We start from the raw sequence: 19826 nt of genomic DNA on the forward strand, positions 1-19826 counted from the left end.
GGGGCGAGGAAGCCGGTCGGGGCCCAGAGGGCTCAGGGGTTCGCGCCCTCCCGGATCGTCACCACCCGGCGGCCCACGACGTCCTGGAGCCGGTCGGTCTGACCGCTGGGCCAGCGCACCTCGATCGCGTCCGCCTTTGCGCTCGCGCCCAGGCCAAAATGGAGCCGCAGGTCGTTGTGGGAATAGTAGCTCGATTGACTGAGGACGGCCTGGGCCTGCTTCCGCCCCCCCGCGGTCACGATCACGGTCGCGCCCAGACCCGCGCGGTTGGACCTGGTCCCCACCAGCTTCACCTCCAGCCAGGCGTTGGGGCCCGAGTACTCGTTTCGCAGCAGAGAGGGAGGCTCGTTCATGTTCATGACCAGCACGTCCACGTTCCCGTCGTTGTCGAAGTCTCCGAAGGCGACGCCCCGGCTGGAATGGGGCGCGCTCGCCCCCGGCCCGCTGCGCGCGCTCACGTCCTCGAAGCTCGTCCCCTCCCGGTTGCGGAAGACCACTTTCGGCCCCCGGTGCGGGTACTCCTTGAAGCGGCGCTCGATCTCCGGGTACACGTTGCCGGTGGCGTAGAAGATGTCCGGCCGCCCGTCGTTGTCCAGGTCCGGCATGCCCGCCCCCCACTCCACGTAGCGGTTCTGCACCCCGAGACCGACCGAAGAGGCCACGTCCTCGAACTGGCCGCGACCCAGGTTGTGAAAGAGGGCGGGGATGTCGTCGGCGAAGTGGGTCTTTAGCAGGTCGAGCTGCCCGTCCCCGTCGTAGTCCCCCACCGCCAGGCCCATCCCCGCTTGCGGGTTTCCGTACTCGCTGTAGGCCGCGCCGCTGGCCACCGCGGTGTCGGTGAAGGTGCCGTCGTGGTTGTTGTGGTAGAGGATGGCGGCGGTGGAGTCGCAGGCGACGTAGATGTCAGGCCAACCGTCCCCGTCCAGATCGGCCGCGGCCGCCGTCATCGGGTACCGGCCCGTGACCGAGGCCACCCCCGAGCGCTCGGAGACGTCGGTGAAGGTGCCGTCCCCGTTGTTGTGATAGAGGAGGTTCGTGTCCGTGGGCAGGCCCTTGGGGCCGCAATTGACGGGGATGCCCTTCCACAGGCAGTTGGTTCCCTGGCCCGGCTGCAGGGCCTTCTCTAGGTCGAAGGCCAGGTAGTTGGCCACGAAGAGGTCGAGCTTTCCGTCCCGGTCGTAGTCGATGAACGTGCAGCCGGAGCCCCAGCGGGTGCCGGTGGTGGGGAAGCCGGCCTTGGCCGTCACGTCCTCGAAGGTGCCGTCCCCCCGGTTGTGATAGAGGACGTTCCGGCCAAAATAGGTCACGAACATGTCCAGCCAGCCGTCGTTGTCGTAGTCGCCCACGCAGACGGAGGAAGCCCAGCCGGTCTTGCCGAGCCCGGCCCGGGCGGTCACGTCCGTGAACGTCCCATCCCGGTTGTTGTGGTAAAGGTGGCTGACCGGGGCTTGGCCGGGAGGCCAGACCACGTCCTCCCGCGTGCCCTCGCGGAGTCTCGTTCCGTTCAGAACCAGGACATCCACCCACCCGTCGTTGTCGTAGTCCAGGAAGGCCACCCCCGCGCCGTTGGTCTCGATGATGAAGCGCTTCTCCTCCAGGCCGCCGTAGACCGAAGGATGGCGCAGGCCCGCGCGTTCGGCCACGTCCACGAGGGAGACCGGCCAAGGCGGGTCCGCGGCCTTGGCCGGGATCAGGAGGAGCGCCGCCCCCAGGGCATACAGAGGCAGCAGGAGCCTCACCGGGGCTCCTTATCGCCCTGGAGCCGCTCCGCGAGCTCCAGCTCCTTGCGGGCCTCGTCCGGGTGGCCCCCCTGTTGGAGCAGCTGGCCCAGGAGGTAGTGCGCGGACTTGTTGTTGGGGTCGTAGGCGATGGCCCGCCGCAGCATCCCCTCCGCGGTCGTAGGCTGGCCTTTCTTCATGTATGCGCGGCCCAGGAGTATGTAGGGGCCGCTGAAATAGGGGTTGAGCCAGATCGACTTCTGGAGGGCGGTGGTCGCCTCCTCCCACTTGTTCTGGCGGGTGTAGGCGTCGCCCAGACGGTAGAAGGCCATGGCGTTGCCGGGGTTGACCTCGAGCTCCTTCTCGAGCAGGGCCACCGCCTCGTCGAAGCGGGCCCGGAAAATGGCGGCCTGGGCCAGGAGGTAGCGGGCCTGGGGCAGGCGGGGATCCTTCTCCACCGCCTTGCGCAGCTCCGCGTCCGCCATCTCCTCGAACTCCAGGCGGACCATCATCTGGCCGGTGAGAAGGTGGGCCGCGGCCGAGTCCGGGCTGACGCGGTAGAGGCGGGCCAGGGCCTCGCGGGCCTGATCCGGGTGGCGGGTCTGGATGTAGGCGTTGCCGAGCACGAAGAGCAGCTCGCTGTTGTCGGCGGCCCAGGCCCGGGTCCGCTCCAGGTAGGGAATGGACTCGGGAAGGCGGCCGGCGAGGTAGAGCGACAGGCCGAGGACTTGGGCGGCCTCGCGGCCCGCGGTCGAGTCCGCGGGCAGCTTCTCGACGACGGGCCGCAGGCGCTCGATGGCGTGGAGGGGATCGTCGCCGTGGTAATAGGCGACACCCTGCAGGCAGGCCACGCGCGGGTCCCCCGCGTCCAGCCCCCTCAGCCGCTCCAGGGCGGCCGCGGGCTTGCCCTCGTCGACGAGGGCGCGAGCCTCGGCGAGCGCCACCGTCGTGGGGTCGAACGGCTCCTCCGGGGCGACCCCGCCGCCAACCAGCAGGACGGCCACGAGGAAGGGCCCCGGGCTCACCGGTCGTCTCCTTTGGCGCGGCCGGCGCCCTCCTGGAGGGTGAGGATGCGGTCGACGGGGAGACCCCGCCATAACTCCTCGCGGCCGTTCGGCCAGCGCACCTCCAGCCGGTCCACGGTGGTGGAAAGGGCGAGGCCGAAGTGAACGCGCAGGTCGTTCTGGGATGCGTAGCTGCCCCCTCCGATCACCTCCTGGGTCTGGACGAGGGGCCCCGTCTGGCAGCGCAGACGCGCCCCGATCGCGCTGCGATTCGATTGCCTCCCCACCAGCTTCACGGTGATCCAGTGATTGCGGTTCTGGGGGAGGGTGCGGAACAGGTCGGGCGTGTCGTGGACGTTGTTGATGACCACGTCCACGCTGCCGTCGTTGTCGAAATCGCCAAAGGCGCAGCCGCGGCCGGCCTTGGGGGTGGTGGCGGGGGGGCCGAGCGCCTCCGTTATGTCCTCGAACCGCCCGTTCCCGAGGTTGCGGTAGACGACCTTGCGCTGCTTGTACGGGGCCTCCGTCTTGAGCTGCTCCACCTCCGGGTAGACATGGCCGTTGACCAGGAACAGGTCGAGCCAGCCGCGATTCGCGAGGTCCACGAAGCCCGCCCCCCAGCCCAGCCAGCGGGTGTTGATTCCGAGCCCGGCCGCGAATGTCCGGTCCTCGCAGAGCCCGTCCCCGGTATTGGCGTAGAGGGTGGAGGTGTCGCCCGCGAAGTTGGTCTTGAAGATGTCCCGCGTCCCGTTGTGGTCGTAGTCCCCGATCCCCACCCCCATCCCGGCCTGGGGCTTGCCGTCCTGGCTGTAGGCGCAGCCCGCCGCGACCGCGATGTCGGTGAAGGTGCCGTCGTGGTTGTTGCGATAGAGGGCGGCGGGGTTGGAGTCGTTGGCCACGTAGAGGTCGGTCCAGCCGTCGTCGTCGAAATCCAGGGTGCTGACGCCCAGGCCGTAGGTGCCGCTGGCCTTCGTGATCCCCGCCTTCTCGGAGACATCCTCGAAGGTCCCGTCCCCCCGGTTGTGGTAGAGCACGTTCTTGCCCCCGGGCAGGCCGGGGGGCCCGCAAGCCACCGGCACCCCCTTGTAGCGGCAGAGGCCGGTGTCGGGGGTGGCGGTGGTCTTGAGGTCGATGTCGATGTAGTTGGCCACGAAAAGGTCGAGGCGTCCGTCCCGGTCGTAGTCCAGGAAGGCGCAGCCCGTGCCCCAGCGGAGGCGGGAGTTTCGGAGCCCGGCCTTTTCCGTGACGTCCTCGAAGGTGCCGTCGCCCCGGTTATGGTAGAGGTGGTTCTGGCCCCAGTAGGTCACGAAAATGTCCTCGTAGCCGTCGTTGTCGTAGTCGCCCACGCAGACACCCTGGCCCCATCCGCTCCCCCCCAGCCCCGCCTTGGCCGTCACGTCCTCGAAGGTGCTGTCGCCCCGGTTGTGGTAGAGGTGGCTGGTGGGCTCCTTCCCCTTGGGAAAGCCCTCGAGGGTGGTGCCGTTCACGAGGAAAACGTCGAGCCAGCCGTCGTTGTCATAGTCCAGGAAGGCCACGCCGCACCCCGTGGTCTCCAGAAGGTACTTGTTGGTCTTCTGGCCCCCGAAGACGGTCACGGCGTCGAGCCCCGCCTCCCGAGCCACGTTCTTGAACGCGAAGCCGAGCGGCTCGCCCGCCTGGGGAAAGGCCCGCCCGCGTCCGCCCAACCAGAGAGCCAGGAGACCCAGGCCCAGCCCGAGAGGGCGCGTCAGGCGCGCGCTCACGGACGCGCCGGCTCCGGGGCCTGGAGGTAGGGAGCCAGCCGGTGCGCAGTCTGGAAATGCGCGCGGGCCTCCTCCCGCGCCCCGGTGGCGGCGAGGGCGAGGGCCAGCTGGAAATGGGCCTGGGCGTTCTCAGGGTCGAGGCGCACGGCCTCGCGGAAGCGGTCCATCGCTCCCGCCGGATCGCGGCTCTTCAGTCTCTGCAGGCCCACCCCCACAGCCAGGGCGGCCGCCTGCGCGTCCGCCTTCTTGCGGCGCAGCCGGTCCGCTTCGTTGAAGGCGGCCGCGGCCCCCGTGGCGTCCTTCTTCTGCTGGAGGACCTGGCCGAGGCTCAAATGAGCCTCCGCCGAGCTCGGCTGGTACTTGATTGTCTCGCGGAACTCCTTGAGCGCGGCCTCGGCGTCGCCCTGCTGCTTGAGCACGGTGCCGAGCACGAAGTGGGCTTCCGCGTAGTCGGGTTTGAGATCGATCACCCTTTGCAGGAGGGGGAGGGCCTCCGCCGGGCGCCCGGTTTGCCAGAGCATCACGGCCAGGGTGTAGGGCGCCTCCGGCAGCTTGGGATCGAGGGCCATGGCCGTGCGGAGCTCGGCCTCCGCGGCCTTGAAGTCGTCTTTCTGCTTGAGGGCCAAGCCGAGGTTGTAAAAGGCCTCCGCGTTGTCGGGCGCGCGCTGGGCCAGGTCCCGGTAGACGGCTATGGCGCCGTCTAGGTCCGCTCTTTGCAGGAGGGCGCTGCCCAGATTGTGGCGGCCCACCAGGAAGTCGGGATGCCGAGCCACGAGCGCCTGGAGCGTCGTCACCGCTTCGTCCGCCTCCCCCTTCTGGATGAGGGCGAGGCCCAGGCTGTTGGCGGCCTCCGCCGAGAGGGGGTCGAGCTCTAGGGCCTTCCGGAGCTCGGCCACCGCATCCGGGAGGTCTCCCTGCTCTTGGAGGGCGAGGCCGAGCTGCAGGCGGGCGGGCCCGAGCCGAGGGCTCGTCTTGACCACGCGGCGGAGGTGCTCGACCGCCTTGGCCAGGTCCCCGTCCTGCTTCAGGACCAGGGCCAGGTAGAAGCGGGCTTCGGCGTGGTCCGGCCGCAGGGTCACCGCCCTTTCGAGCGGACCCCGGGCCTCCGGCTTCTTCGTCCACCAGAGGGTGGCCCCCAGGTGGTACTGGGCGTCGAAGAGATCGGGCTTGAGCGCCACCGCGCTCTTGAACTCCGCGATCGCCTCCTCCACGCGGTCGAGCTGCCCCAGCACGAACCCCCGGCGATCGTGGGCCTCGGCCATGCGGGGGTTGCCCCGGAGGGCCGCCTCGTAGGAGGCCCGCGCTGCCTCTAGCTCGCCCTTGCGTTCATGGATGAAGCCAAGCCCGTAGTGGGCCTCGGGCCGTTCCGGGTCCAGGACGAGGGCCTCCTCCAGCTTGGCCTGGGCGGGAACCAACTCGTCCGCCTCGAGCAGCTTCAGCCCCTCCCTCACCAGGGACTGCGCGCGCGTGGGGGCGGCGGCGGGGCGGCTCGGCGGGGGGGCTTCCGACGAGTTGGCGGGACTGGCCAGGGGGCCGAGGAGCAGGATCCACTGCAGGGGAAGCCAAGCATGGGCAGGAAGCATCGGGTACCCGCAGAGAGGCTACGCCGGCGCGCAAAGCCGGGTCAAGCGAGCGACTCTTCGAGCGACTCTCGGCGCGCCCGCGGCCGCGCCGGGATGCGAGGCCGAGGGTCGCTACTCCGGGTCCGCGGGGCCGGGCTCCAGGCCGTGCTTGCGCAGGTAGTAGGCGAGGTTACGGGGATCGACGCCCAGCCGTCGTGCGGCCTCCTTGCGAACGCCGCCCGCGCTTTTCAGCGCCTCGAGAAGCATTTCGCGCTCCAGCCGGCCGAGGGCGGCGCGCAGGTTGAGGTCGCCCTCCCGGCCGGGGGCGGGCGGGGCCAGGGCCCCCGCGGGGACGAGGTCCAGGGCCTCGAGCCCGCCCTCCGGGTCCAGGATGAGGGCGCGTTCGATCACGTTCCTGAGCTCGCGCACGTTGCCCGGCCAGGAGTAGGCCCGGAGGCGCGCGAGGGTCTCTGGCCCCAGCGGAGGGGCGGGGCGGCCCAAGCGGGCCGCGATCTCATCCGCGAACCTCCGGGCCAGCAGATCGATGTCCTCGGAACGCTCCCGGAGGGGCGGGACCGCGATCCGAACCACGTCCAGCCGGTGATAGAGGTCGGCCCGGAACCGCCCCCCGGCCACCTCCCCCTGGAGGTCGCTGTTGGTGGCGGCCACGACCCGGACATCCACCCGGCTGGGCTGCTCGTCACCCAGCCGGTCGAACTCGCCGTCCTGGATCACGCGCAGGAGCTTGGCCTGGCCGGCCGCGGGCATCGCCCCCACCTCGTCGAGGAGGAGGGTGCCACCGTCGGCGAGCTGGAAGCGCCCCTCGCGGTCCGTGGAAGCCCCCGTGAAAGAGCCCTTTCGGTGGCCAAAGAATTCGCTCTCCCACATCTCGAGCGGCACCGCCGCGCAGTTGACGCGCACGAAAGGCCCGGAGGAGCGCGGGCTCCGGCGGTGCAGGAGCCGGGCCAGCAGCTCCTTGCCCGTGCCCGATTCGCCCAGCAGGAGGACGGTGGCGTCGGCGGGGGCCGCCGCCTCCGCCATGGCCACCACCCGCCGCCAGGCCGGGCTCTCGCCCACCGCGGCCGTGGTCTCCCCCACCGCGCTTCGGAGGTAGCGAACCTCCCGGCGGAGGGCCCGGGCGGCCAGCGCCTTCTGCAGGGCCACGTCCAGGGCTTCCGGATCCACCGGCTTCAGGATGTACTCGCTGGCTCCCGCCTTCAGACACTCCACCGCGGAGGCTACGGTTCCATGCCCGGTCAAGACCACCACCGGCAAGTCGGCCGTCGAGGCCTGGACCCGTCGCACCAGCTCCAGGCCGTCGGCGTCCGGCATCCGCAAGTCCGTCAGGACCATGTCCACCGGCGCCCGGGCCAGCCGGGCGAGGGCGTCGGCCACGGACCCCGTCCCCTCCACGTCGTATCCCCGGGCCCGCAGGATCTCCACCAGCGAGTCCCGGACGTAGGCCTCGTCCTCGACGACGAGCACGCGGCCACGCGACGCTTTCCGGGCGGTCATGTCAAACCTCGAGGGCGGGGAGGGCCAAGCGGAAGACTGCCCCGCCCCCCTCCCGGGGCAGCACCGTGAGCTGACCCTGGTGCTGCCGGACGATGGAATGGCAGATCGAGAGCCCGAGGCCGGTCGAGTCCTTGGTGGAATAGAACGGCTCGAAGATGCGCTGGCGGTCGGCGGGAGGCACCCCGGGCCCCCGGTCCGCGATCTCGGCCAGCGCCTGCGCCCCTTCACGGCGGGAGCGCAGGCTCACCTCGCCCCCCCGGGGCTGGGCCTCGCAGGCATTGATCACGAGGTTGACCGCCACCTGGCCCAGCATGACCGGACTGGCGCGAACCAGAAGAGGACCCGGGAGGAGCTCGAGGCCAAAGCGGATCTGCCCGAACTCCGGCCGCGAGCTCACGAACTCCTCGCTCTCCTTGAGCACCTGGTTGAGGTCCACCGGTATCTGGGGAGCGGTGGCGGGATCGGCGTGGGCCAGGACCTGGCGGACGACGGCCGCGATCCGCTCCAGTCCCTCCCGCACCCGGCTCAGGTGCCGCTCCGCGCCCGCCCCGTCCCCCCGCGAGAGTTCCTCCCGGGCGAGGCTCAGGTAGTTGCCCATCCCCTCGAGGGGGTTGTTGATCTCATGGGCGATCCCCGCCGCCAGCCGGCCCACGGTCGTGAGCCGCTCGGCGTGGAAGAGCTGCCGCTCGAGCTCACGCACCCGTGCCTCCTCCCGGGCCGCCCCCTCCAGCCGCTCCCGCCGGCGGGCCTCCTGGACCGCGAAGCCCCCGAGCAGGAAGGCGAGGCCCATCACGACCAGGTTCAGGACCAAGGTGGTGCGGTAGCGCGCGGCCACGGGCTCCACCAGCGAAGCGGCCAGGCCCTGGGGCTGCGCGCAGGCGAGAGTCCAAGGCGAGGGCGCGGACCAGCCCTCCCCGGCCACCACGCCCTCCGCGATGAGGTCTCCGCTCCGGGCGGGGGCCGAGCCCAGTCCGGGGGAGCGGGCGAGGAGCGTGCCCGCCCCGTCGCGCAGGCGGCAGGCGGGGGCATCCGCGGGCCTGTCCTCCCCGCTGGGGAGGAGGGCGGAAGGAGCGATCTCGGCCTCGAGCCCGGAGAGCCGGGTGGTGAGCCGGGGCCGGCGCGGGTCGAGGGCCGCCCCCTCCTCGCCCGTGGGGCTCGCGGAGACCCAGAGCACCGGCACTCCCCCCCGCCGTCCCGTCTGCACGAGCGGCTCCCCGCGCGGGGAGCGAACGACGAGGCGGATGACCTCGGGATGACCGCGCAGGAAGAGGAGGAGGGCGCTTTCTGCCCCCGCCCGGCGCCAGGGTCCGTCGCCCGAGCCGGGCGCGCGGTCGAGGCTGGCGATGGGTTCGGAGCTGGCCAAGAAGCCCAGATCGGCCCGCGTGGCGGAGAGCCGCCCGTCCAGAGCCCGGGCCCGGGCCGCGGTCTCGGCCGAGAAGACCCGGCCCGCCTCCTCCGCCGCCACCCGGCGCGCGGCCGCGATCTGCCAGGCGCCGGCGAGGTTGACGGCGGCCACGGCGGCGAGAGAGAGGACGGTGAGCCATCCCGCCCGGGCCGGCAGGGTCGTCATGGAAAGAGGACGGGACGGGCGGCGCTCATGGTCGCAAGCCTACCCCATGGGAGATCAATAGGGGCAGCGGCCGTTCCGGTCCTCGCAGACTCCCGCGTTGCAGGAAAACCCGGATTGGCAGGGCAGCGCGTTGCCGTCGCAGACCCCCGCTAGGGGAACGCCCGAGGTGGTGGTCCCGCAGGGGTTCCCGGAGAGGACGTTGGCGTTGCAGAGACACTGCTGACCCGGCTCGCCGGGAAGGCAGGTCCGGGGCGAGCAGGTGATGGTCGCGGAGGTGCTGCTGGTCTTCGCCACCTTGTTGACGCCCACCAGCACGCCCAGGGCCACCACGTTCGCGCCCAGGACGATGCCCAGGTTGCGCACGAGGTTCCCGCCCTTCTTGGCCTTGCCCGCGGCCCCGGGGTGCGCCTCCGCGGGGGCGGGCTCGGCCACCCTCTCCAGCTTGACCTCGCCGGAGAGGCGGGTCAGGGGCCGCACCCCGCTCGGCAGCGCGAACCCCTCCGCCAGCGGCTCCCCCCCCGCCCCCTCCTTCCAGACCACGAGGCCCTTCAGGAACTGTTTGCGCAGGCCCAGGTTCCATTCGTGGCCGCCGGAGTCGGTGAAGGTCACCGCGTCCTGCGAGACCTGGGCCTCCGGGATCTGGTACCGCTTGCGCAGCGCGGGGCAGCCGGAACCGGGGGTGCTGGGCACGTCGATGGCGAGCGACCCGCTCACCTTGCCCGCGTCCCGCGAGAGCTCCAGCGTCACCGCGGTGCCCGCGGTCCCATCGTAGGCGCAGGCCGAGGACGGCCACTCGTTGGTGAAGGTGCCGGTGCCCGTCCAGTTGCCGGTCAGATCCGTGGGGGCCGGAGCGGGAGCGGGCTCCTGGGCGGCGGCGGCCGCCGCGGCCAGAAACGCGAACGCGGCCAGGGCGGGCCGCGGCGGCCGGCGCGAGTCAGGCAGGGTCTTTCCAGGGGCGGGATGCATGCCGGGCGTGGACGAGGCACGATGCTACCATGGGCCGGCCTTCTTGGCGGCATCGATCCTCTCGTTGTTTCCCTCGTAGGAGAGCGGTCCAGGCATACCTTCCGGCGGGTAGAGGTGCCGCCGGTAGACGGGATAGGCCTCCGTCCGCAGGTGGGCGAGCATGTGGTGGCCGCGCCGAGTGGCCCGCTCGTGCCGCAGCGCGGAGATGTCGATGGGCGCCACCACGATCCGCTCGCCGGGGCCGGGAGAGGCCTGGGCGAGCAGGCGGCCGTCGAAGTCGACGATCTGGCTCCCCCCCGGCCAGGAGTAAGGCGGGTAGCGCTTGAGGCTCGCCCCCTGGTTAGCGGCCACCACGTAGGCCATGTTCTCGAGGGCCCGGCAGCGGTTAACGATCGTCCACCAGTCCATGGGGTCGGTGGCCCCCCAGGGATCCATGTAGGCGGAGACGCGCAGGAGCACCTCCGCCCCGTTGGCGGCGAGCTGGCGGATCGCCTCCGGGAAGATCCAGTCGTAGCAGATGGCGCAGCCGATGCGGCCCAGCGGCGTCTCCGCCACCGGGAAGAGGGGCTCCGGAAAGTCGGGCACGTCGTGGGGGCTCGCGTGGACCTCGTAGGGGATCCAGGGGTTCACCTTGCGGTACTTGTAGAGGATCCCTTCCGGCCCGATGAGGCAGGTGGTGTTGAAGACCAGGTCCGGCCAGCGCGGGTCGGCTTCGATCATGGAGCCGCTCTGAACGTAGATCCCATACTCGCGCGCCTTCCCGTGGAGCCGCTCCGTGTGCTCGTTCGGCACCCGCACGGCCAGCTTCTCGATCAGCTCCCGGAGGGTGGGATAGACGGGGGCGGCGTGGGCGAACTCCGGGAACACCACCAGCCGCACGGGCAGGAAGGGCGCGCTCCCCGCCACCGCGGAGTCGATCATGGAGAGCATGCGGTCGGTGTTGGCCTTCATCTCGAGCCGGCCGATGGGATTCGGGAGGTCGGTCTGGCAGGCGGCGGCCGCGTAGCGAATGAGCTCCATGTTCACTTCTCCTGCGCGGCGGAGGCCAGCTCGAGGGGCACGAGGGGCCGCGCCACCACCCGCGTGTTGAAGGTCTCCGCGCGCTCCGCCTGCCGGCGCACACGGGCGGGGGCCTCGGACGGCGGGTAGGGGTAGCTCTTCATGCCGTGGAAGGGCAGGGGCAGGACCACGTCCGGGCTCGCGGAGTTGATGTCCATCTCCTTGCTGAAGCCGTCGCCGTGGAGGAGGAAGGTGCGGGTCCAGCCCGCGGGCAGGGGGGGCAGGGCCCGGGCGTCGAAGGAGAGCGCGATCTCGTCCCCCGGTCGCGCGACCACGAAGAGGTCGTCGGAGGCGGCCAGGAGCTCCCGCACGTCACCCTCCCGGGTGTAGCGGCCGGGCATGACCTTCCAGGGCGAGGAAGCAAAGACGCGCGTGTAGTCGTAGATGAAGGGCTGATGGCCGTCGGGCGAGACCTCCGCCGAGTAGCCGCGCGCGCGCAGCTCGGCCCGCACAGGCTCGAGGGGGGTGGGGGCCAGAGGCACGTCCGGCGCGGGGGTGCCCAGGAGCACTTGGTCCCAGTAGACGCGCATGTTGGTGAGGATGCGGAGCCGGCGCGACGGGCCCCTCCACTTTCCCTTGAGGTCCACCACCATCGTCTGCGGCCGGCCCACGGGGATCCCGAGGTCCTCGATCACGGTCTGCCATGCCCCCTCCGCGTCCTGGACCTGGAGGGAGGGCGGCCGCAGGCTCAGGCCCGCCTGGTGGGCGGCCAGGTTGTCGCTCGAAAAGGCGTAGTCCGTCCAGCCCGTGAGGAGCAGCGCGGTCGCGGAGGGGGGCAGGCCGGCGAGGTCCAGAACGAGGCCGTGCTCCTCGGCGTAGCCGCGGATGGGAAGGAGGGCGAACGCGTCGGGGTACGTGCGGTCCAGGCGGGCGATGCGCGCGCGCACGTCGTGCCCCTGGTCGTCGCTGGCCCCCGGGGGCGGCTCCGGACCGCGAACCGCGAAGAGCCGGAAGGGCTTCGGGGGGTCAGTCATGCCCTCGTTGGGGAAGACGGACACGTCCGGGGGATGGGCCAAAACCAGGAGCTGCACGTGATCCAGGTACAGCACCTCCTCCAGCTCGTTGGTGATGCGCAGCTCGTAGCGTCCGTCCTTGGGCCGGAGCTGGTCGCCCCGGATCCGAACGTACTCCTCGGGGTAAGGCCGGTTGCGCTGGCCGGGGGCCTCCCAGTAGCCCATCTCCCCCCCGCCCAGGAAGTCGGTGACGAACTCGAAGCGCTCGCCGTTCCAGGCGTAGAGGAACGGGCAAGACGAGGGTTTGCGGTCCAGCTCCTCGATGCTCAAGGCGGTCCGCGCCGCCGCCCCCGGCGGCAGCTCCGTCTGCACGATCCCCGAGGCCCAGATCACGCGCACGGCGTCGGGCCCCGCCCGCGGGCCCAGCCCGAAGAGGACGTCGGCGGGGGCCACGGCGGGCGTGGCCGCCGAGGTCTCGATCCTCTGCCGGAGGCTGCCCGCCCGCAGCTCGACCTTGGCCCCCACCCCCCCCCGGTTGCTCACCCGGCCCGCGAGCCGGACGGGAAGCGAGTGGTTCTTGTTCCCGCCCTCGTTCCGCCAGAGCCGTAGACCGCTCTCGGGGGTGGCCACCACCACATCCTCGTCGCCGTCGGCGTCCAGGTCGGCGAGGGCGAGCGCGGCCCCCTCCGTCAAGGCCCCCCCCTCCGGGAAGGCGCGCGCGCTGACGTCCGTGAAGGCCCCCCCCGTGTTGCGGAAGAGACGGAGCCCGCGGGGGGTGGCCACCAGCAGGTCCAGCAGGCCGTCGTTGTCGTAGTCCACGAATTGGGCGGCCATGGCCCCCGCCGTCTCCGGGGGCGCGGGCTTCAGGGTGAAGCCCGCGCGGCCGTCGCTCAGGGCGAGAAGGCCGGGGCCGGAAGCGGTCCCGAAGAAGAAATCGGTGAAGCCGTCCTTGTTGACATCGGCCGCGGCCACGCTCCGGAAGGGGCCGTCGCCGGTCTTGAGCCCCACCTCCGCGGCCACATCCTGGAAGGAGCCGTCGCGCAGGTTCTTGAACAGGCGGGGGGGGGCATCCTCGTAAAGGAACAGGAGATCGACGTCCCGATGGTTGTCGAAGTCGGTGGGTACGATGGCGATGGCGTGTCCCACCGCACCCACCCGGGCCGCGTCCGTGATGTCGGTGAAGGTGCCGTTCCCGTTGTTCCGGAAGAGGCGGTTGGGCGCGGGCGCGAAGTCCTTCGGGAAGACGAGCGCGCGCTCGCCTTGGCCCCGGGCGGTGGCGGCGAGGTCGGCCAGCCCGGCCACGACGATGTCCAGGTCGCCGTCGTGGTCCACGTCAACGAAGGCGGCGCTCACGCTCAGATAAGGATAGGCGGGGATCCCGGCCTTGACGGTCTGGTCGGAGAAGCGGCCCGCGCCGTCGTTGTGATAGAGGGCGAGGCGCCCGGGGCGCAGCACGAGGAGATCGACCCGGCCGTCGTTGTCGTAATCCCCCGCCACCGCTCCCAGAGCAGGTCCCGCCTCGAGGCCGGAGGCGGCGGTCACGTCCCGGAACCGTCCCCCCTCGTTATGCAACAGCCGCAATCCGGAGGGCCCGGCCACGACCAGATCCAGGGCCCCGTCGCCGTCGTAGTCGAAGAGGGTGATCGAGGCCCGCGTTCCCCCGCTCGCGGCGGCCAGCGCCTCTTGCCCGCGGACGCTCCGGCCCAGGGCCAGGGCGGGAGGGGCACCGGCGGGAAGGGCGGGCAGGCCCCCCGCGGTGGCGTCGACAAACGCGACCTCCGGCGGCCGCGCGTCCACGAGGTCGGCTTCGGCGCCCGTGGAAGCGATGGCCTCCGCATACCGCCCCTGCTCCAGATAGCTCTGTCCGAACGAGGTGTGGGCGGGATTCTCGCGCAGCTCCTGGAAGCGGGCGGTGGCGCGGGCCCCCTCCTCCCGGCGGCCCGCCCGGGTCAGGGCCACGCCCAGGTTGTACTGGGCGCTCGCGTTGTAGGGCTCCACCGCGGTGGCGGCCCGGAAGCAGGCGATGGCTTCGTCGTACCGCCGCTGCTGCAGGTAAACCTGGCCCAAGGTCAGGTTGGCGCCCACGTCCTGGGGATCCACGGCCAGGACCCGCAGGAGGCTGGACACCGCGTCCTCCGCACGGTTCTCCATGCGCGCGATGAGGCCCAGGATGTAGGGGGGCTGGAGGGCGGCCGGCTGGTCCGCCGCCGCTTCCTCCGCGGCCGCCCGCGCGCCCGGGAGATCGGGGACGTAGAAGAGGGCGATGGCCAGGTTGATTCGGGCGAGGCCGAGCTTGGGATCGAGGGCGAGCGATCGCCGGAAGGCCGCGGCCGCCTCCGCAGGGCGGAACTGCTCGAGGAGGGCCACGCCCAGGTTGCTCGCGCGGTAAGCGGCTTCCCGGTCCGGGGGGGGCGTGGGATCGGCCGCGCCCAGGGGGATAAGGGGCGCGGCCGAGGCAAGAAGCAGCAGCGTCCATCGCTTCAGGGTCATAGCCCGATTTTCGTGGAGAACGGCCGGGGGCTCAAGGCTTGGCGGCTGGACGCTTTCCGGCCAGGGGCGAGGCCGAGGCCAGCCCCTTGCCTTCTTGCACCGTCACCGTCTGGTTGGCGGCCACGGGCCCCAGTCGATCCACCTGGCCGCTCGGCCAGACCACCTCCACGTTGTCCGCTTTGGCCAGGTCGCCCAAGCCGAAGGTGAGGGTGAGCTCGCTCTGGGAGCAGTAGCTGGAGCCCGTGTGCACGAGCCGCCAGGGGTGGGCGCCGCCGGCCAGGGTGAGGGTCACCTTGGCCCCGATGCCGTCCCGGTTGGACTTGGTCCCCACCGTCCTCACCCGCAAGACGTTGTTCCGGTTGCCCCCGTCATTGCGCAGGAGGTAGGGAGGGCCGTTGTTGGTTGAGATCAGCACGTCCAGGTCGCCGTCGTGGTCGATGTCCGCGTAGGCGGCCCCGCGGCCCACGATGGGCCGGGACAGGGCCGGGCCCAGCTTCGGCGCCACCTCCTCGAAGCGTCGCTCGCCCAGGTTGCGGAAGAGGTGGGGGGCCTGGGCGTAGGTGACCTTGGGCTGGACCACGTTGATGTCGTCGGCCACGTGGCCGTTGGCGGCGAAGATGTCGAGCCGCCCGTCCAGGTCGTAATCGAAGAAGAAAGCGCCGAAGCTCAGGGTCAGGAGGGAGGCCCGGCCCACGGTGGAGGTGGGGGCCTCGTCGATGAAGAGCCCGTTCCCCTCGTTGTGGTAGAGACCCATCATCTCGTTGGAGAAGTTGCCGATCACGAGGCTGGGGCGGCCGCTGCCCGAATAGTCGGCGGCATCCACGCCCATCCCCGCGCGGGCCACGCCCGTCTCGCCGAAGGCCACTCCCGCCGCCACCGCCACGTCCGTGAAGGTGCCGTTGCCGTTGTTCCGATAGAGCTTGTTGGGCTGGGTGTCGTTGGCCACGAACACGTCGGGCCAGCCGTCGCCGTCTACGTCGAGCAGCGTCAGCCCCAACGACTTTGCCGACGGTTGCAGGAGCCCGGCCTTGGCGGTGACGTCCTCGAAGGTGCCGTCTCCCCGGTTGCGGTAGAGGGTCACGCTTTGTCCCTTGTACGACTCCGGCGTGCAGTAGGACTTGGTCTTGCCGTCGAGGGTGCAGAAGAGGTCTTTTTCGATCGACCAGTCGACATAGTTGGCGACGAGGAGGTCCAGCCAGCCGTCCCGGTCATAGTCGAAGAACATGGCGCTCGTGGAGAAGCCGCCGTTCGCCACCCCCGCCTTGGCCGTGACCTCGGTGAAGGTGCCGTTCCCGTTGTTCCGGAAGAGGCGGTTGCCGCCGAGGCCGGTCACGTAGAGGTCTGGCCAGCCGTCGTTGTCGTAGTCGGCGGCGGTCGCCCCCATGCCGTACATCTCGACCGCGAGGCCGGCCGCCTTCGTCACGTCGGTGAAGGTCCCGTCATGGTTGTTGCGGTATAGGGCGGGATAGGAGGCGGGCCCGGGGTGGCCGGGCCAGTTCTTGGAATTCACGAGGAAGATGTCTGGCCAGCCGTCGTTGTCGTAGTCGAAGAAGAGGCAGCCCGCGCCCATGGTCTCGGGCAGGTACTTCTTGCCGAAGGCGCCGCTGTTGTGCTTGAAGGTGATCTTGGCGGCCCCGGTAACGTCCGTGAACTGCAGGGGGGGAATCTGGGCCGAGGAGCGGCCGTCGCGGAGCGCGAGCGCGGCCGCGAGGACACCCAGGCCGAGGATGAGGCGCCGGGTGGCCCTCACTTCCCGCCCCTGGCCGCGTCCGCGGTGCGCGAAGGCGGGCGAAGGGGATAGGAGGACGGCGCGGGACGCGGAGCCGCCGAGCCGTGCTCGTGAATCTGCTGGCGCTCGTTGTTGTCCTCGGGATGGAGCTGTCGATAGGGTCCGGTGATGAACTGCGCCGACTCGTCCGCCTTGAAGCGCTGGTAGAGCGCCTCCTCCTTCTTGGCCATGGTCGCGTCTCCCAATCCTTGATAACACAGCATGAGGTTGTAGTGGGCCTGCAGATCCTCGGGGTCGATGGCGAGGACCTTCTGAAACTCGGCGATGGCCTCCCCATACCGCCGCTTGAGGAAGAGCACCCGCCCGGACTGGTTCCGCACCACCCGGTCGCGGGGGTACTGCGCGCCCGCCGCCTGCAGGTGCCCAAGGGCCTCGTCATAGCGCCCCAGAGCTTTCAGAACGGTGCCGAGGAAAAAATGGGTCTTGGCCAGACCGGGGTCCACGGCCAGGGCCTTTCGCAGGATCTCCTCCGCCCCTGCCATGTTCCCCTCCTGCACCCGCGCCCGCCCGACGTTCACCCAGCCGTCTGCGTACTCCGGCTCCATCTCCGTGACGCCGAGGAAGGCCGCTTCCGCGCCCTTGATGTCCCCCTGCAGGAGCAGGCCGATGCCGTAGTCGTTCCAGCGCTCGCGCACGGAGCGGTCGAGGAGGGGCTTCATCGCCGGGGGGGGCGCGTTCCGGGGCAGGATCCGAAGGGAGGCCTCGGCGGAGGCCATCACGGTGATGGGGATGTCGGGGATGGCCTTGATCTGCCCGGACACCTGGGCGGTGTCGCCAGTGAAGAGCCAGCGTCCGTCGTCGTGACTAGGGGTGAGGGAGAAGGCGGGCTGGGCCGGGTCGCGCACCCCCGCGAACGACCAGTGGGTGTTCCACCAGGAGAACTTGCGGTAGTTCACCCGGGCCTTCAGGGTGACGCGGTCCCCGCAATCGTCGGGAATCCGCAGCCGGTAGTGGACGGTGTCGGCCGCCCCCGGCGGGATGAGGCGCACGTAGGCCACCGACCGCGCCATCCAGGCATTGCGCTTGTTGATAGGGTGGCCGTGCTCGTCGAGGAGCAGGCTGCGGTAGAAGTGCGCCCCCGGCTCTACCGGGCCGCCCTCCTCCATCAGGCCGCTGTGGAAGATCGTCTTTCCGTTGCTGTCCACGGCCTCAAGCTCCACCCACACGTCGGGGGCATCCACCGTCCCGCCCGGGAAGAAGTGGCCCACCTTGCGCGTGCGCACCACCACTTCCACGCGGGCGGAGTCCCCGCGGCGAAGGGCGGGATCCACCTTGTCGAGGGGCGCGATGACGGGGGCGGGCGCGGCCAGAACCGCGCGGGGAGCGCCCGCGTTCAGGGACTCCTCCCCCACCGCGAAGGTGCTGGCCAGGCGCGGCTCCCCCCCGGCCACGCTCCGCTCCTCCCCCTTCTCCGGCCCCGTCCCCGCCACCAGACCGAAGACATCGACCGTGATCTGTTTGTCGCGCAGGAAGTCCTGGGTGACCTTGAGCTGGTCCTGGTCTCGGTTTACGAAGGGCAGGGCGGTGTTGGCGGCGGGGAAACGGTGGGAGTGTACCTGCCCCTCGCGGGCGGCGGGGTCGTGGCTGGCCACGAGGGGCATGTGGCAGTCCGCGCACTTCTGGGGCCGGGCCGGATAGTAGAACGACCGCGCCCCCTCCCCGGAGATCCCGGAAGCCTGCCAATTGTCGTACTCGTTGAAGCCCCGGAACCAGCGGTAGGCGTTCACGGGAACGTCCAGGTGCACCTTGTGGCAGGAGGAGCAGAACTCCGGCGTCTGGCGGGTGTGGAAGCTCTTCAAGAAGGTCTGCCGGTGCGGCCGGGGATCGAGCTTGAGCAGGTAGTCGTGGCCCCAGGCCAGAACCGGGTTCTCGCTCACCGCGAGGTCGTGCAGGGGCGGGTACTCGATCGTGAAGTCGCCCTGGCCCATCGTGCTCTTGACGTGCACGATGGAGTGGCAAGACGTGCAGCCAAGGCCGTTTTGCGCCTCAGCGGTGTCGATCTGGGACCGGATGGGCCGGTCGAAGCGGCCGTTGAAGAAGACGGCATGGTCATGGCAGCCCGCGCACCATTTCGAGGGCGTGGTGCCGGTTACGTCCTGCATGTACTCGATGGACTTCCGGTACCACTGGTTGTTGAAGGAAGAGAAATGGTGGGCGGAGGAGTTCCACTGGTCGTAGATGTCCTGGTGGCAGCGGCCGCAGGTCTTGCTGGTCATGAAGAAGTTGGCAGGGATGATGCCCTTGGTGTTGGTCTCCGCCGAAGAGGGGAAGAACGGGCTCCCCGTTCCCGCGCCCTCCCCCTCCATGGAAAGAGGCGGCAGGGCGGGGTTGATGATGGGGCGGAGGGGCTGAGGATCACGGTCGGAATGGAGGCGGGCGAAAGGAGCCGCCACCAGGGCCAGGCAGGCGCCGGCGACCATGGCCTGGTTCGCGTCGAGGGCCCGGGGGCTGCCCGCCGCCCGCCCCAGCACGTGCGCGAGCGTGAGAAGCGCGGCCAGACCCGCGCTGCCGATATGGGCATAGAGCGCCCAGCGGTACGGCCGGGTGGCTCCGAAGATCATCAAGAACACGCCGAGCGCGACGGCGGCTCCCAGGCAGAGGGCGGCCGCCTTCAGGAGCGGACCGAGGACCGAAAAGCGGCTCCGGAGGAGCGGCACGAGCGCGGCCGTGACCGCGAGGCCGAGGACCACGTGAAGCACGATGTTGCTGAAATAGAAGAGCGTGGGGTCGCTGCGCGCGGCCAGATAGGCACTGTTCAGGCCCAGGGCGAGGCAGCCCACGGCCAGCCACCGCTCGCGTCGCACGGCGTCCCAGGTGTCCGCCATCGCTCCTCCCCGCCTGATCCTAGTCCGGTCCCGGGTGCTTGGGTACGCCCGGGGACGCCAAGCGGGAAAGCAATTCCCCTTCCAGGCTCGGCGCGAGGTCCTCGGGGGTGGGCCGCCCCGGGGCAGGCGCTTCTGCGGGAGCAGGTTACGCCATCGGAGAGGCAGCGCCTGGGCTAGGCCCGGAGGGGCGGCCGCCGTATTCCTAAGCGCGGGTGACCATAGGTTCTACGGGCGTGCGCGGATGTCCCCCTGGCCAGGGGCGGTTATCATGGGGGCCGTGGAGATTGTCACGAAGGCCAAGGACGACCCTCCTGCCGGGGATGGCTGGATAAGGATGATCGGCGTGGCCGCGGCCGAGGGGGAGCTGAAGGACGTGTACGCCCGCTTGCGCGCGGGCGGGGGGGAGCGTCCCGCGGTTTACACGCCCCCCACGGGGGAGGTGGCGAACATCGTCAAGTCGCACAGCCTCGACCCGGAAGGGCTGGGGCTGGCCTTCGGAATGAGCGCGGCCATTCACTGGAGCCCGCGCTCGCTCCCCTGGGCTACGCGGGAGATGATCAACACCGTCACCTCCTCCGCCAACAACTGCTTCTATTGAGTGACGGCTCACGCAGAGTTTCTGCGTGCCGCCAC

Annotated in this window: 12 protein-coding genes; 1 reads left to right on the plus strand and 11 read right to left on the minus strand. The window is 70.7% G+C overall.

Annotated elements, in window-relative coordinates; genetic code table 11:
* Nucleotides 1-32: 32 nt before the first annotated feature.
* From VN461_21905 to VN461_21955, 11 genes are all read right to left on the minus strand, one after another.
* Complete coding sequence (locus VN461_21905; GenBank protein HXB57431.1) at nt 33-1739, minus strand: CRTAC1 family protein; 1707 nt, start codon at nt 1737-1739, stop codon at nt 33-35.
* Complete coding sequence (locus VN461_21910; GenBank protein HXB57432.1) at nt 1736-2743, minus strand: tetratricopeptide repeat protein; 1008 nt, start codon at nt 2741-2743, stop codon at nt 1736-1738. The genes VN461_21905 and VN461_21910 overlap by 4 nt, the downstream gene beginning before the upstream one ends.
* Nucleotides 2740-4464 carry a CRTAC1 family protein gene (locus VN461_21915; GenBank protein HXB57433.1) on the minus strand — a complete coding sequence of 575 codons (1725 nt, stop codon included), beginning with the start codon at nt 4462-4464 and terminating at the stop codon, nt 2740-2742. Before VN461_21915 ends, VN461_21910 begins: the two co-directional genes overlap by 4 nt.
* Nucleotides 4461-6047, minus strand: a complete 1587-nt coding sequence (locus VN461_21920; GenBank protein ID HXB57434.1) for a tetratricopeptide repeat protein — start codon at nt 6045-6047, stop codon at nt 4461-4463. Before VN461_21920 ends, VN461_21915 begins: the two co-directional genes overlap by 4 nt.
* A gap of 111 nt (nt 6048-6158) precedes the next feature.
* Nucleotides 6159-7541, minus strand: a complete 1383-nt coding sequence (locus VN461_21925) for a sigma-54 dependent transcriptional regulator (GenBank protein HXB57435.1) — start codon at nt 7539-7541, stop codon at nt 6159-6161.
* 1 nt (nt 7542) lies between these two features.
* The gene (locus tag VN461_21930) at nt 7543-9111 is read right to left on the minus strand and encodes an ATP-binding protein (protein ID HXB57436.1); all 1569 of its coding nucleotides are present in this window, start codon (nt 9109-9111) and stop codon (nt 7543-7545) included.
* A 54-nt stretch (nt 9112-9165) separates the two neighbouring features.
* On the minus strand, nt 9166-10077 hold the full coding sequence (locus VN461_21935) for a hypothetical protein (GenBank protein HXB57437.1): 912 nt from the start codon (nt 10075-10077) through the stop codon (nt 9166-9168).
* A 24-nt stretch (nt 10078-10101) separates the two neighbouring features.
* Nucleotides 10102-11097 carry a nitrilase-related carbon-nitrogen hydrolase gene (locus tag VN461_21940; GenBank protein HXB57438.1) on the minus strand — a complete coding sequence of 332 codons (996 nt, stop codon included), beginning with the start codon at nt 11095-11097 and terminating at the stop codon, nt 10102-10104.
* 2 nt (nt 11098-11099) lie between these two features.
* Nucleotides 11100-14579 carry an FG-GAP-like repeat-containing protein gene (locus VN461_21945; GenBank protein ID HXB57439.1) on the minus strand — a complete coding sequence of 1160 codons (3480 nt, stop codon included), beginning with the start codon at nt 14577-14579 and terminating at the stop codon, nt 11100-11102.
* Between the two features lie 31 nt (nt 14580-14610).
* Nucleotides 14611-16329, minus strand: a complete 1719-nt coding sequence (locus VN461_21950; protein HXB57440.1) for a CRTAC1 family protein — start codon at nt 16327-16329, stop codon at nt 14611-14613.
* On the minus strand, nt 16326-19193 hold the full coding sequence (locus tag VN461_21955) for a tetratricopeptide repeat protein (GenBank protein HXB57441.1): 2868 nt from the start codon (nt 19191-19193) through the stop codon (nt 16326-16328). Before VN461_21955 ends, VN461_21950 begins: the two co-directional genes overlap by 4 nt.
* A gap of 268 nt (nt 19194-19461) precedes the next feature.
* Here VN461_21955 and VN461_21960 point away from each other — a divergent pair, with 268 nt between their 5' ends.
* The gene (locus tag VN461_21960; protein ID HXB57442.1) at nt 19462-19791 is read left to right on the plus strand and encodes a hypothetical protein; all 330 of its coding nucleotides are present in this window, start codon (nt 19462-19464) and stop codon (nt 19789-19791) included.
* Nucleotides 19792-19826: the final 35 nt, after the last annotated feature.

The sequence above is a fragment of the Vicinamibacteria bacterium genome (assembly GCA_035570235.1).
Taxonomy (GTDB): Bacteria; Acidobacteriota; Vicinamibacteria; order Fen-336; family Fen-336; genus DATMML01.